10 protein-coding genes are annotated in these 13,376 nt (G+C 65.4%); 4 read left to right on the top strand and 6 right to left on the bottom strand.

Features of this window, described 5'->3' with window-relative positions; all coding sequences use genetic code 11:
- Window positions 1–12: 12 nt before the first annotated feature.
- Window positions 13–852, bottom strand: coding sequence for an amino acid ABC transporter ATP-binding protein (locus AC3WJU_RS17100; RefSeq protein ID WP_441432987.1), 840 nt, complete (start codon window positions 850–852; stop codon window positions 13–15).
- Entirely contained in the window at window positions 849–1,928 is a 1,080-nt protein-coding gene (locus AC3WJU_RS17095) for an amino acid ABC transporter permease (protein ID WP_492260422.1), read from the bottom strand. Before AC3WJU_RS17095 ends, AC3WJU_RS17100 begins: the two co-directional genes overlap by 4 nt.
- 266 nt (window positions 1,929–2,194) lie before the next feature.
- Here AC3WJU_RS17095 and AC3WJU_RS17090 point away from each other — a divergent pair, with 266 nt between their 5' ends.
- Window positions 2,195–4,180: an FAD/NAD(P)-binding protein gene (locus AC3WJU_RS17090; protein ID WP_492260421.1), complete on the top strand. Its 1,986-nt coding sequence runs from the start codon at window positions 2,195–2,197 to the stop codon at window positions 4,178–4,180.
- A 56-nt stretch (window positions 4,181–4,236) separates the two neighbouring features.
- Window positions 4,237–4,758: a GNAT family N-acetyltransferase gene (locus AC3WJU_RS17085; protein ID WP_284991114.1), complete on the top strand. Its 522-nt coding sequence runs from the start codon at window positions 4,237–4,239 to the stop codon at window positions 4,756–4,758.
- Between the two features lie 2 nt (window positions 4,759–4,760).
- Here AC3WJU_RS17085 and AC3WJU_RS17080 read toward each other — a convergent pair whose 3' ends face one another.
- Window positions 4,761–5,339, bottom strand: coding sequence for a DinB family protein (locus tag AC3WJU_RS17080; RefSeq protein ID WP_059389807.1), 579 nt, complete (start codon window positions 5,337–5,339; stop codon window positions 4,761–4,763).
- A 75-nt stretch (window positions 5,340–5,414) separates the two neighbouring features.
- On the opposite strand from AC3WJU_RS17080, the gene AC3WJU_RS17075 reads away from it, so the two are divergent.
- Together AC3WJU_RS17075 and AC3WJU_RS17070 are read left to right on the top strand one after the other, a co-directional pair.
- Window positions 5,415–7,109 carry a helicase HerA-like domain-containing protein gene (locus tag AC3WJU_RS17075; protein ID WP_492260420.1) on the top strand — a complete coding sequence of 565 codons (1,695 nt, stop codon included), beginning with the start codon at window positions 5,415–5,417 and terminating at the stop codon, window positions 7,107–7,109.
- A 112-nt stretch (window positions 7,110–7,221) separates the two neighbouring features.
- Complete coding sequence (locus tag AC3WJU_RS17070) at window positions 7,222–8,214, top strand: zinc ribbon domain-containing protein (protein WP_306963243.1); 993 nt, start codon at window positions 7,222–7,224, stop codon at window positions 8,212–8,214.
- Between the two features lie 37 nt (window positions 8,215–8,251).
- Here the strand turns inward: AC3WJU_RS17070 and AC3WJU_RS17065 are convergent, their stop codons facing one another.
- The 3 genes from AC3WJU_RS17065 to AC3WJU_RS17055 form a co-directional block, all read right to left on the bottom strand.
- Window positions 8,252–10,225: an NHL domain-containing thioredoxin family protein gene (locus AC3WJU_RS17065; protein WP_492260419.1), complete on the bottom strand. Its 1,974-nt coding sequence runs from the start codon at window positions 10,223–10,225 to the stop codon at window positions 8,252–8,254.
- Window positions 10,225–12,390: a bifunctional copper resistance protein CopD/cytochrome c oxidase assembly protein gene (locus tag AC3WJU_RS17060; protein ID WP_492260418.1), complete on the bottom strand. Its 2,166-nt coding sequence runs from the start codon at window positions 12,388–12,390 to the stop codon at window positions 10,225–10,227. The genes AC3WJU_RS17065 and AC3WJU_RS17060 overlap by 1 nt, the downstream gene beginning before the upstream one ends.
- A gap of 106 nt (window positions 12,391–12,496) precedes the next feature.
- Entirely contained in the window at window positions 12,497–12,781 is a 285-nt protein-coding gene (locus tag AC3WJU_RS17055) for an HU family DNA-binding protein (protein WP_184739845.1), read from the bottom strand.
- Between the last annotated feature and the right edge of the window lie 595 nt (window positions 12,782–13,376).

Below are 13,376 nucleotides of genomic sequence, written 5' to 3'. Positions count from 1 at the left end.
TAGGTTGGTTCCTCAGATGTTGAAAGCTGGTTCGATGACTTTGGAGAAGAAGCTCCGCGTCCGGGGTTCACGGGGATTCGCGAAGATCTCCTGGGGACTGCCTTGCTCAACGATCTGGCCCTGATCCATGAAGACCACGGTGTCTGCGACGTCGCGGGCGAAGCCCATTTCGTGCGTGACGATGATCAACGTGGTGCCGGAGGTGGCAAGTTCGCGGATGACGTCCAGGACCTCGTTGACCAGCTCCGGATCGAGGGCCGACGTCGGTTCGTCGAAGAGCAGGATCTTAGGGTCAAGGGCAAGCGCCCGGGCGATGGCAACGCGCTGTTGCTGGCCGCCGGACAACTGCCGCGGATAGGCGTCGGCCCGGTCCTTGAGGCCCACGCGGTCCAGGAGTTCCAGCCCGCGCTTGCGCGCTTCGGCCTTGTTCCGGTGGAGCGCGACGACGGGTGCTTCCGTCACGTTTTCCAGCGCGGTGAGGTGCGGGAACAGGTTGAAGTTCTGGAACACCATGCCGATGTCCGTGCGTTGCTTGAGGATGTCCTTTTCGCGCAGTTCGTGCAGCTTGTTTCCGCGGACCTGGTAACCCACCAATTGGCCGTCGATGGTGATGTACCCGCCGTCCACCTTTTCCAGGTGGTTAATAGTCCGCAGAAGCGTGGACTTCCCCGAGCCGGAGGGTCCCACGATCACGGCGACGCCGCCTGGCGGCACCGTCAGGGACACACCCTTGAGGACTTCCGTTCCCCCAAAGGACTTGCGGACGTTGGTGATTTCCACGTGGCCGCGGGTTGCAGCGGCGGCTGGCGCCGCCGTCGTCGGGCTCTCAGCGGGAAAAGCAGCGGTGCTCATCGGGCGTCCTTCGCTCGGTCAAGGTTCACGGGTGCGTGGGTGGCAAAGAACTTCCTTGCCTTCTGCAGCGGAGTGAGCGGCAAGTTGCGGACGGCGCCCTTCGAATAATGCCGCTCGATGTAGTACTGGAAGACGCTCAGCACCGAGGTAATGGCGACGTACCAGAGGGTCGCCACGAGGAGCAGCGGAAGGACTTGCTGGGTGCGGTTGTAGATGACCTGCACGGTGTAGAAGAGCTCGGAATAGGCCAGGACGTAGACGATTGAGGTGCCCTTGACCAGGCCGATGATCTCGTTGAAAGCGGTGGGCAGAATGGCCCGCATGGCCTGCGGCAGGACGATCCTGGTGGAGCGTCGCCACGCCGGAATGCCTAGGGCCGCGGCTGCCTCGAGCTGGCCCTGATCCACCGAGAGGATGCCGCCACGGATGATCTCCGCCGAGTACGCCGCCTGGTTGAGGGTCAGGCCCAGGACTGCCGCAGCGAATTGGCTGATGAGCGTGGTGGTCTGGACCTCGAAGAAGCGGATATCCGTGAAGGGGATGCCCAAGCTGATTTTCTCGTAGAGGTAGCCCAGGTTGTACCAAAGCAGCATCTGCACCAACAAAGGAGTGGAACGGAAGATCCAGGAAAACGTCCAGGACACCGACAGCAGCAGTGGCGAGGCCGACAGCCTCATGAGGGCCAGGATGAAACCGAGGACAAAGCCGAGCGCGCCGGAGATGGCCGTCAGCTTGAGTGTCTCCACGAGGCCGTTCACCACGGACTGCGCGGTGAACCATTGCGCCACCACGCCCCACTCCCAGCGCGGATTCGTCGCGAGGGACCAGGCCACCGCCACGACGCCAAGCGCCACCACAACCGTGCCTACCCAGCGCCATGGATGCCGGGCCGGGACCAGCTTGTAGCCGGAGTAGTCGGTTGGGGCACCCGGGGCGGCAGCACCCTCGGCTGCACTCCGGGCGGCGGCACCCGGCCCGGCGGCCGGCGTCGGGCTTTCCGTGACGGCGCTGGCGGGCGCCGGTTCCGGTGCAGATTGCTGTGCGGACTGCGCCACTGTGGTTGCTGCTGAACTCATGCGCCACCTCGCTTCGTATGGGTTGTTGGCTATCGGATGGCTGCCAATCTAGGGGCGCTCCCGAAGCGGCTGCAAGGCAGGTTTTTGCACTTCTTCATGGGGATTCATCGCGCTTCGCGCGGCTTCATACGGAGCCATATGAGTCCGTTCTTTGCGCTTGTTGACGCACCGTGACGCGTGGTGAACGGCCGTTACCCGGGCCTCGACCGAGGGCCCGCCGGGTCCCTAGGCTCGGGTACCACCAGCCACCGCCAACAGGAGTTGCCATGCCGCCCTTCGCCCCCACGATCGTGTTCATTGGCGGTGGCCCGCGCTCAGCCGGCATCCTCGAACGGCTCGCGGCCAACAGGTCCGGCCTCTTCGACGGGCCCCTCTCCATCCACGTCGTCGAGCCGTACGAACCCGGTTCCGGGAGGATCTGGCGCTATGACCAGAGCCCGGGACTACTGCTCAACTCCACGGCAGCGGACGTCACGATGTTCACCGACAACTCCGTGGCCTGCGACGGTCCCTCCGTTGACGGTCCGGGCCTCGCCACATGGGCAACGGGCGTGCTCGACGGTTCCATCCGCGACGTCCCGGAGCTGGAAGCCCACCTCCTCGAGCAGCTCCGGGTGCTGACACCGGCCTCGTTTCCTAGCCGGCAGCTCCAGAGCAAGTACCTCGAGTGGTTCTTCCGCCGGGCCGTCGCGGCACTCGGCCCGGACGTTACGGTGACGGTCCACCCGGACACGGCAACCGCCGTCGAACGCCACTCTCCGGAGGGTCCGGGAGGGCCCGACGGCGGTGCGAAGTACCGCGTGCGGCTCGCTTCTGGCGGGGTGCTGGAGGCTGACCTCGTGGTGTACTCGCTGGGCCACACGGACTCCCGCGCCGAGCCGGAATCGGCGCGGTTGGCCGAGTTCGCCGCCCGGCACGGCGGGTTCCACGCGGCGCCGTCGTACACCACCGACGTCGACTATTCGGCGATCGCACCCGGCCAGGACGTCCTGGTTTCGGGCATGGGGCTGGCGTTCGTGGACCTTCTGGTGCTCTTGTTCGAGGGCCGCGGCGGCCGCTTCGAAGACAGGCCCGACGGCGGCCTGGACTATGTGCCGTCCGGCGCCGAACCGCGGCTCTGGGCAGGCTCCCGGCGCGGAGTGCCGTACCACTCCAAGATCTCCTCCACCCTGCGCGGCGAACCCGTCGGCGCACCCCAGTACTTCACCGCGGACGCCGTGGAGTTGCTGCTCGCCGCGCACGAGGAGCTGGATTTCCGTACCCAGCTGTGGCCCCTCATCGCCAAAGACGCCGGCTACGCCTACTACCGCGAGCTCTTCACCGGCTATCCGGAACGCGTCCAAGGCGGCTGGGACGAATTTTCGGCGCGCTTCGATGCCCTGGATTGGTACAGCCGCGAACGCGAAAACCTCGTGGCCTCGGCCGTCCCGGACCCTGCCCTCCGTCTCGACCTCGAGGCCCTGGACCAACCGTTCAGCGGCTGCGCCTTCGCGGACCATGCCGCGGTGCAGAGATCGGTGGCGAGCTACATTGAACGCGACCTCAAGCTCCGCACGAGTCCCGACCATTCGGAAACCTTGGCCTTGTTCACGGCCCTGCTCCGCGTCTACATGGAACTAGGCCGGCTGGTCCCCCAGGAGCGGCTCAATTCGCGTTCCCAACAAGCGGTGCACGGATGGTGGCACGGTTTCTTCAGCTTCGTGGATTCCGGCCCGCCGCCGCACCGGCTGCGCGAAATCCTTGCCCTGCACCGGGCCGGATTGTTGCAGTTCCTGGGTCCGGGCATGTGGGTGCGTCCGGACGAGGCCAGCGGGCGGTTCGTGGCTGGTTCCTTCCAATCGCCCGTGGTGGTGGACGCGGCGGCGTACATCGAGGCCCGCTTGCCGTCGCCGTCGGTGGCGCGATCGGCCAACCCCGCGCTGGCGGACCTGCACGACGCCGGATGGGGCACCGAACAGTCACTCCTCACCTCGGACGGCCCGCACTCCACCGGTAAGCTGTTGGTCTCGGGTTCGCACGAAGTCCTGGCTCCCGACGGCGGACGGCAGGCGGGGCTTTTCGCCGTCGGACCCTGGACCTCGGGTTGGGGCGCTGGTGCGTTCGCGCGTCCCGGAACCAACGCAGCGCCGTTCCGCGAGAACGACGCCCTGGCCCGCCGCCTCCTGGCCGAACTCTCCGCCCCTCACCCAAGCAGCCCCGTCCACCCAACCAGCCCAGCCCACCCAACTGACTCGCAGTTGTTGTCGTTTTGACGCTCCATAACGACAACAAATGCGAGTCAGTTGGGGATATTCACGAAAGGTAAGCCATGACAACAACGCCGACCCTGCCGCCGTCGGGCCTTTCCGTCCTGACATTGCCCATGCGCGATCCCCGCGTCAAGCCCCTCCTGGACGAACTCGCCGTCGAATACACCACGCGCTACGGCGACCTCTTCGGCAGCGGAGGCGCGGCCGAGGAACTCAACAGGTACCCGGCTGGCGAGTTTGCCGCACCCCACGGCGCGCTGCTCATTCTGCAGGAGAACGGGGAAACCGTGGCTGGCGGGGCTTTCCGCCGCTACGACTCCCGCACGGCGGAGCTCAAGCGGATCTGGACGCATTCGGCGCACCGCCGTCGAGGACTGGCCCGGGTTGTCCTCGCGGAACTGGAAGCCGAGGCATCCCGCCGCGGCTACCGCCGCATCTACCTCACCACCGGTCCGCGGCAGCCCGAAGCCAAGAACCTGTACCTGGCCACGGGCTACACCCCGCTGTTCGACGTCGACGCGGATCCGGAAGAGATCAAGCACCTGGCGTTCTCGAAGGACTTGGCGCCCATCGAGGCGTGAGCCTACCCCACAGCCTGGCGCGCCGCGGCTTCGATCCGGGCGCGGTGATCGGCCCATTCTTCGGTGGTTCGCTGCGACAGGTTCAGGTCCCCCGGACCTTTCCCCGCCGAGCCGTCGATCAGCTCACGAAGTATGTCGGCATGCCCCAAGTGCTGGGCTGTCTCGACGCACATGTGCACCAGGATTTGATGGAGCGTCACGCGTCGGCGTTCTTCCGGCCACCACGGCACTTCCCCCGGAGCGTCGAGTGGGAGCGATTCGATGGTTGCATCGCTGTGCTCGGCCGAGAAGCGGTGCAGTTCGATGATCTCTTCCCTGCTCTCTTCCTGCGGAACCCACAGGTCCGCGTCAGGTTCGGCATCGTCGGCAAACCACGGTAAGTCCCGGCCGCTGGGCCGGCCAAAGACCTCCCCGAAATACCCAAGCTCCACACTGGCCACATGCTTGACCAGTCCCAAGAGGTTGGTGCCGGTGGGGGTCATGGGCCGGCGGACGTCGTACTCGTCGAGTCCGTCGAGCTTGGCGAGGAGCTCGCCGCGGCGGGCGCGCAGATATTTGAGCAGAACCGCTTTGTCATCCATCCGGGCACTATACCGTTGCGGAGCACGGCAAAACTTTCCCGCCACACCGCGGCCCTGGACCACTAGGCTATGCGCATGGCCAAGAAAACAACAGCTGAAAAACTTGCCACGATCCAGCAGGGATACACCCTCGATGGGCCCACGATCGAGCTGGGTGCCGCCATCGTCCACGGCGAAGTCCACAAAGAGGCCCAAGTCCGGTTGCCGCTGTCCATGATGAACCGGCACGGCTTGGTGGCCGGGGCCACAGGCACCGGCAAGACCGTCACCCTGCACATGGTGGCCGAACAGCTGTCCACGGCCGGCGTCCCCGTCTTCCTGGCGGACATCAAGGGAGACCTTTCAGGACTCGCCACCGCGGCGACGGCCAGCGAGAAACTCACGGCCCGCACCGCAAGCCTCGGCCAAGAGTGGGTAGGCAAGGCCTTTCCGGTCGAGTTCCTCTCATTGGGCGGGGATGGCAACGGCGTTCCCGTCCGGGCAACCATCACCTCGTTTGGCCCCATCCTGCTCTCGCGCATCATGGAACTCAACGACACGCAGGAATCCAGCCTGCAGCTGATCTTCCATTTCGCCGACCAGAAAAAACTGGAACTGATCGACCTTAAAGACCTGCGGGCCGTCATCCAGTTCCTGACCTCGGATGAGGGCAAGGCTGAACTCGAAGACCTCGGCGGACTCTCCAAGGCCACGGCCGGCGTCATCCTGCGCGAACTCGTCAACCTCGAGGCCCAAGGCATGGAGAAGTTCTTTGGCGAGCCGGAGTTCGACACCGCAGAACTCCTCCGCACAGCCCCGGACGGCCGCGGCGTGATCAGTTGCCTTGAACTTCCCACGCTCCAGACCAAACCCATGCTGTTCTCGACGTTCCTGATGTGGTTGCTTGCGGACCTTTTCGAAGACTTGCCCGAAGCAGGAGACCTGGACAAGCCCAAGTTGGTGTTCTTCCTCGACGAAGCCCATCTGCTCTTCTCCGACGCATCCAAGGCCTTCCTCGAAGCCATCACCACCACTGTGCGGCTCATCCGGTCCAAGGGGGTCGGGATCTTCTTCGTCACCCAGACACCCAAGGATGTCCCTGCCGCCGTCCTCGGTCAGCTTGCCAACCGGGTCCAGCATGCCCTGCGCGCATTCACCCCGGAGGACGCCAAAGCCCTCAAGGCCACCGTGTCCACGTTCCCGGTGAGCGACTACGACCTTGAGGAAACCCTCACTTCCGCCGGTATCGGCGAAGCGGTCATCACCGTCATGAACGAAAAGGGCGCGCCCACGCCCGTGGCGCTGACCAAGCTGCGTGCCCCGGAATCCGTGATGGGACCCAGCACGGACGAACTGATCCGCAGCACCATCGCCGCTTCCCCGCTGCTGCCGAAGTACGGCACTGCCGTGGACAACATTTCGGCCTACGAGAAACTCACTGACAAAGGGACCGCGCCCTCCACCGGAGAAGCCGCACCGGGTCGGCCACCGGTACCAGCCTCCGTTGATCCTCAATCCGTGGACGCCGAAGCCCGCAGGATCGAGGAAGAAATCCTTGGCCGTCCCAGCAGCCGCCCGCTACCAGGCTCCGAAGCGTGGCCGCCCGCACCCGCGCCGGTCCAAGCACCGGCTCCGCAGCAAGGCGGCGACGGCATGATGGGCGATCTCGCGGGCGTCCTGGGTGGTGCGCTCGGCGGCGGAATCAAAAGCATGGCACGGTCCTTCGGCACGCAACTCGGCCGGGAATTGCTCCGCGGAGTGTTCGGAACCTCATCGCGCCGGCGCCGCTGAAACGGAGCTGCCACCCGCCGTCGGACTCTTCGCAAATGCGTGTCCAGATGTCACGGGAGGGGAAGGATGCCGGGGTATTGCGGAACCGGCGGGTAACGTAAAGGGCGTGCAGTTGAGTCAAGCGTTGGTCAAGACCGCGGCCGGGTGGCTGCTCGGTCTGATGCTTGCTGTGGCCGCTGCGATCGTTTCCATCAACCTGGTGAGCAACTCCATAGCCAGCCCCCAGCAGCAAGTGCGCGATTACCTGTCGGCCCTCCAGCAGGGGCACGGCGGGGAAGCCCTCGGACTCCTGCACGCCTCCGTGCCCAACGCCAATGCGGCCATGCTGGACGGTACCGCCCTGCAGACGGCGGCGTCGAAGATCACTGATATCAAACTCGGCAACGCCGAATCCCGTGGCGGAAACCGGGTGACGGTCCCCATGGACTACCAGATCGACGGCAAGGCGCTGCATTCGGACTTCCTCCTGGAACGGACGGGAACCGAGTGGCTGTTCTTCGGTAAGTGGTCCTTCGTGCCGTCATCCTTGCCGACCATTGAGGTCACCGTGGTGAACGCCAACGAGGCCACCCTGAACGGGGTCCCGGTAAACCTGCCCAACGGCCGCAACAGCTTTGCCGTGTTTTACCCCGGCCAATACGAAGCCAGCCTCGCCGGCAAATACTTCTCGGCGCCGACTACCAGCACGTCGGTGACTACAGGCGCCCTGCCGCAGGCGCCCCTCAACCTTTTGACCAAGCCCACCGACGCCATGATCAAGGTGGTGAGCGACAAGGTCAAGGAATTCCTGGACACCTGCGCCGCGGATGCCACCAAGCAGCAAAAGCTTCAGCCCGATTGCCCGTTCTACCACGTGACCAACAGCCGGGTGGTGGACGGGACCATCAGGTGGCAGATCACGGAGTACCCCAAGGTCAGCATCGACCCCTTTAACGGGCAGTGGGTCGTGGCGCCCCTCAACGGCAAGGCCAAGGTAACCGCCCGCGAAATTGACCTCTTCAGCGGACTGGTCGGCGACCTCAGTGCCGTTCACGACTTCAGCTTCACCACACGGTTGGACATAGGCGCGGACACCATCACGGTCACGCCGCTGGTGAGCTTCTAGGTTCGGCTGCGGCCCGCCCGGTCCAGCCAGCCCCTGCCTAGTCCATCCCGCGCAGGTCAAGCACCAACTCGGAGTCGCCGTCGGCCTGCATGACCACGGGGATGCCCCAGTCTTGCTGGTAGAGGTGGCACGCGGCGTGATCCGGGATTTCGCCGTCCTCGGTTTCCGGGCCATCACACGCAGCCGCGCGGGCCGTAATGTGGAGGATCCCCTCAGGCACGTCCGCGGACAGCTCGACGGTCCGCAGCAGGCCTACCGACGTGCCACCGCCGGAAAGCAGCAGCTCAGGCGGGGTCGAGGAGATCTTCAACTGCGTAGGGTCGCCCCAGCGGTCGTCGAGCTTCTGTCCGGTCGGGGCCGTGAAGCGCACGGTCAGCTCCACGTTCCCTGGCGCCACGGGGCTCTTGGGCCGCTGCGTCTGGGATGCTCCCTCGTCCACCTGCTGGGCTTCCTTGGGGATGGGAACGAGAACCAGCTGGTGCTTGTTTGATTCCACCACCACCAGCAGCGGTTCGCCGCCTTCCGGGTAGACCACGACGACGTCGCTCGGCTCGGCGAGACCCCTCGCCAGGGTGGACACTGCCTTAGCCGCCGGATCGTAGCGCCGAACGGCACCGTTGTAGGTGTCCGCGACGGCCACGGAGCCATCGGGGAGCACTGTGACGCCGAGGGGGTGCTGCAGGCGGGCTTCCGTGGCCTCGCCGTCGCGGAAACCGAAATCGAACAGGCCCTTGCCCACGGCCGACTCAACAGTCACACCTGATTCGCCTACGACCAGCCGGCGCAGCGCCGAGGTCTCGGAGTCGGCCACCCAGATGTTGTCATCCGCATCGACGGCCAGGCCGGAAGGCTGGGCGAACCAGGCTTCCTCGGCGGGGCCGTCAAGCAAACCTTCAAGGCCCGAGCCGGCCAGGATGGATACCTCGCCGCTGAGAGGCTCAAAGGCGAAGATCTGGTGCGTGCCGGCCATCGCGATGACAACGCGCTGCAGCTTCTCGCTCCACACCACGTCCCACGGCGAGGACAGGGACACCCCGGTCCCCACACCAAGTACCCCGACGTCGAGTGCGTCGGCCGCGAAGTCAGCCGGACCGCCGTCGGGGTGTTCAGCCCAAACGCCGGCACCGCTTTCCGTCACCCGGGCCGGGCCGGCGTCGAGCAGGCGCTGCACGCCGTTTCCGGCAACAGTCTGCACGTAACCCGAGCTGAGCGTGACGCCGCGGAGGCGGTGGTTCACGGTGTCCGCGACCACTGCTTCGTAGCCAAGCTGCCAAGCCAGCGACGACGGGAGCACCGCCACGCCCTGCGGCTCGTTGAACTGCGCGATTTCCGCCGCACCATCCAGGTAACCCTTGGTTCCGGAGCCGATGACACGCTCAACCGTCTCAAGGTCAGGACGAAGTTCCACCAAACGGTGGTGGCCGGAATCGACCACCAGGTAGTTGCCGTTGTCCAGCTGGGTCGCCTTGCCGGGGAAGCGCAAGGTGCCCGACGTCGGGACGGGAGCCACGTAGGGGCCGTCGCCGCGGTGAAGGGTCCCCTTGGCTTCGTGCTCGGCCACGAGTTCCTCGAGGAGCACCGCAAGGCCGTCTGCGTGGCCCTCACCGGAAAGGTGCGCCACGATGTAGCCCTCGGGGTCCACAACCACCAGCGTCGGCCAGGCGCGGGCCGTATAGGCCTTCCACGTAGCGAGCTCGGGGTCGTCCAGGACGGGGTGGTGGATTTCGTAACGCTCGACGGCGGAAGCGAGGGCCACGGGATCGGCCTCGTGCTCGAACTTGGGAGAGTGCACGCCTACCGTCACCAGGACGTCGGAGTACTTCTCCTCGAGGGGGCGCAGCTCATCCAGGACATGGAGGCAGTTGATGCAGCAGAACGTCCAGAAGTCCAACAGCACGATCTTGCCGCGCAGCGCTTCCAGGTCCAGGGTCTTCCCACCGGTGTTGAGCCATCCACGGCCCACCAGTTCAGAGGCTCGGACACGCAATTGGGTGCGTACGGTTTCGCTCATCAGCGTCCTTCCAGGTTGGTCTTGCTTTCGGGCTGCTTGGAGTCCCGATCGATCAGTTTCGCATCGCGGTCTGCAAGCCGCGCAAACATATCGTTGTAAGCATTCAGGTCGGCGTCGTTATTCCTGTCCGCCGCCCGGTCGGTGCGTTTGGTCTCGCGCTCATCCGAACGCGACCACATGACCGCGACGCCGATCGCCACCAGCAAGGTGGGAACTTCGCCGATTCCCCAGGCCACGGCGCCGCCTGTCTGCTGGTCGAGCAAAGCCGATTGTCCCCAGGTCCGGCCGAGGTTGCCGAAGTAATCGGCGGCGAGCAGTCCAGTGCCTCCCATGATGGATACGCCGAAGAACGCGTGGAAGCCCATCGTGGCGAGCAAGAGAAGCAGCCGCATCGGGTAGGGCGCACGACGCGGCAGCGGGTCCGTGCCGATCATGGTGAGGACGAAGATGTAGCCGGTGAGCAGGAAGTGCAGGTTCATCAGTTCGTGGCCCACGTGCTCACGCATCGCCCAGCCGAACGCGTCCGAGAAGTAGAACAGGACGATCGAACCGGCAAAGTTCGCCGCGGCGAAGAGTGGGTGGGTCACCACTTGGGAGAACTTCGAGTGCACGAACACCAGGAGCCATTCACGAAGGCCACGGGAGCCATCTCCGCGTGATCCCTCGCCGCGCGACGGCAGGGCCCGCAATGCCAACGTCACCGGGGAACCCAGAACCAGGAACAGCGGCGCCACCATCGTCAACGCCATGTGGTCCACCATGTGGGCGGAGAACAGTATGCGGCCGTATACCGACGGCGGCCCGGACGTGATGTAGGTCAGGACGAGCAGGCCGATCATCCAGTTCACCGCACGGAACCACGACCAGGAGTCACCGCGGCGACGGACCTTGGCCACGCCAAGGATGTAGCTCGCCGCGCCGAAGAGGGCCACAGCCACCCAAAGCCAGTCGAAGCGCCACTCGGTCAACCATCGCGCGGGCGTCAGTTCGGGCGGCAGCTCGTAACCGGACAGGATGAAGGCCGGCGAGGCGTCGGGCGCGTAGGTGGTGGGCAGCGGCGGTGCCGAACTGGCCAACGCGACGGCGAGTCCCGACGTCGCGCCCATCACCAGAAGTTCAACCAACACCAGCTGCCACAGCACGCGGCGCGTGGTCATCGACTTGCGGCCCAGCTGCGGGATCACCCACTGGCGGTGCATGAAACCGATGCCGCCGAGGACAACTGTGGCAAGCGCTTTCGCCAGGATGATCTGCCCATAGGGGGTGCCAACCAAGGCTGAAAAACTGGTCACACGAATGCTCGCGTTCACGACGCCCGAAGCGAAGACCAGCACGAAGGCGAAGCCGGCCAACGCGGAGAACCGGCGCAGGGTCTGCTCAGTAATGTCCTTGGTGCCTGTTGCCTTGGAACCCCGCAGGAGGCTCGAGAGGACCGCAAGCATGATGATGCCGCCCACCCAGGTGGACACGCCCACCAAGTGAAGGCCGAGCGAATTGATGGCGCCCTCGTGGTCGTTGGAACTCGCGGAGTGCCCGATCAGCGCACTCGGGATTAGTCCGCCCAGGGCCAGGACGAGCGTCAGCGCTAGTCCCGCCAGCGAGCGGACGCCGAACAGCGCCGTCGTGACAATCGCGGCGATAATCGTCACGGCGAGCCACGCCTGGCCCGTCTGGATGTCCGTCATGAAGTAGACGAGGGATGCAGTGAACTGCGCGTCCCCGGAGAGGCTCTGCCCGGCCACATCCGAGTACGTCAACACAAGGACAGCGACGGCGGAGAGCGTCCAGGCAGCGCCTGCTGCTGCCGCTACGGCCAACGCACGCGTGAACGCCGGGTGTTCCGGGGCGTCATCGCCCCTGGATCGGGACAGGTGCTTGGGAAGGATAACGACGGCGAAGATCAGCCCGCCGATCACAGTCGCCAAGGAGACATTGTGAATGGCTTTGGCGACGGGCAGCCCCCAACGAACCAAGGCGCCCGGGTCAGAGACTTGGCGCGCGGCCGAGGCGCCGGAGAAGATCAATGCGCCCGCTAGAGCCAGGAAGAGCGCAGCGAAGCCCGCAAGCTGCCACGGTAGGGAGATCCCCTCCACGGCAGCGCCTGCCTTCGTTCCCGGCTTGGAAGCGGGCGAGGGGGCAGTGGAGGGAGTTTTGGCTGATGGCACCTATCCATTGTCCGCTAACGTCGGCGGCGCGGCGAATCGAGCGGGTTAAAGCAGAAAGGCGGCAACCGGCAGGTTGCCGCCTTTCCTAGGCGTTCGCCGAAGTGTCTTACTTCTTGGCGACAGCTGCCTTCAGCTTGGAGCCGGCGGTCAGCTTGACGCTGTGGCCAGCGGCGATCTGGATGGTCTCGCCGGTCTGCGGGTTGCGGCCCGTGCGAGCTGCGCGGTCGGTGCGCTCGATGGCGAGCCAGCCCGGAATGGTGATCTTCTCGCCAGCGGCGACGGAAGTCTCGAAAACTTCGAACAGGGCATCGAGCACGGAGTTGACTGCAGCCTGGCTGGTGCCAGCCTTGCCAGCTACCTCGGAAACCAGTTCGCTACGGTTCTTAGCCATTTGTGTCCTCCTGGACTTTACGATTTTGGAGCCCACACACGGCATGCGTGCGAGCCACTGTTCGAAAACTTACCAGCTTGGGAGGACTCGGCCAGCAAATTCCGCGTGTTTCCGCGCTTTTTTGACCAAATTCACCCTATTTCGGGCGCTTTTGGGGGTCAATTCCGCCGCGGGCGAACTCCCGAACCCCCGACGCCCGCTCACTTATAGGGGGTTTTGAGCGGACGCCCGCTCACATGTGGCGGCTCCCGGCGGGACGCCCGCTCACATATACCGGCTCCCGGCGGGACGCCCGCTCACTTATGGCGGCTCCTGGGCGGACGCTCGCTCACATCTGCCGGGTTCCGGTCGGATGCCGGCTCACATCATGTGGGCGGGCGTGGGCCGTGGAACCCGCATGTCTGAGCGGGGGTTTGGGATTTCCGGGCCATAGGTGAGCGGGGTCCGGGGAAGCCGGGTCATAGGTGAGCGGGGGTCCGGGGAAGCCGGGTCATTTGTGAGCGGGGGTTGGCTCGTGTGCCGTGTGTTGGGGTGTGTTGGGGTGTGTTAAGTGGGTCAGGCCCCCCCCCCGGGGGTGGGGGGCGGGGCGGGGGAT

The organism is Arthrobacter sp. FW306-1B-F12A, from assembly GCF_058781865.1.
The sequence above is the reverse complement of the archived record's forward strand: the minus strand, read 5'-3'. Positions and strand labels throughout refer to the sequence as shown.

What these genes read in the sequence shown, in the direction of transcription:
- AC3WJU_RS17100 (WP_441432987.1), bottom strand. Translation starts at nt 852, where the DNA reads ATGAGCACCGCTGCTTTTCCCGCTGAGAGCCCGACGACGGCGGCGCCA.
- AC3WJU_RS17065 (WP_492260419.1), bottom strand. Translation starts at nt 10,225, where the DNA reads ATGAGCGAAACCGTACGCACCCAATTGCGTGTCCGAGCCTCTGAACTG.
- AC3WJU_RS17095 (WP_492260422.1), bottom strand. Translation starts at nt 1,928, where the DNA reads ATGAGTTCAGCAGCAACCACAGTGGCGCAGTCCGCACAGCAATCTGCA.
- AC3WJU_RS17085 (WP_284991114.1), top strand. Translation starts at nt 4,237, where the DNA reads ATGACAACAACGCCGACCCTGCCGCCGTCGGGCCTTTCCGTCCTGACA.
- AC3WJU_RS17055 (WP_184739845.1), bottom strand. Translation starts at nt 12,781, where the DNA reads ATGGCTAAGAACCGTAGCGAACTGGTTTCCGAGGTAGCTGGCAAGGCT.
- AC3WJU_RS17080 (WP_059389807.1), bottom strand. Translation starts at nt 5,339, where the DNA reads ATGGATGACAAAGCGGTTCTGCTCAAATATCTGCGCGCCCGCCGCGGC.
- AC3WJU_RS17090 (WP_492260421.1), top strand. Translation starts at nt 2,195, where the DNA reads ATGCCGCCCTTCGCCCCCACGATCGTGTTCATTGGCGGTGGCCCGCGC.
- AC3WJU_RS17075 (WP_492260420.1), top strand. Translation starts at nt 5,415, where the DNA reads ATGGCCAAGAAAACAACAGCTGAAAAACTTGCCACGATCCAGCAGGGA.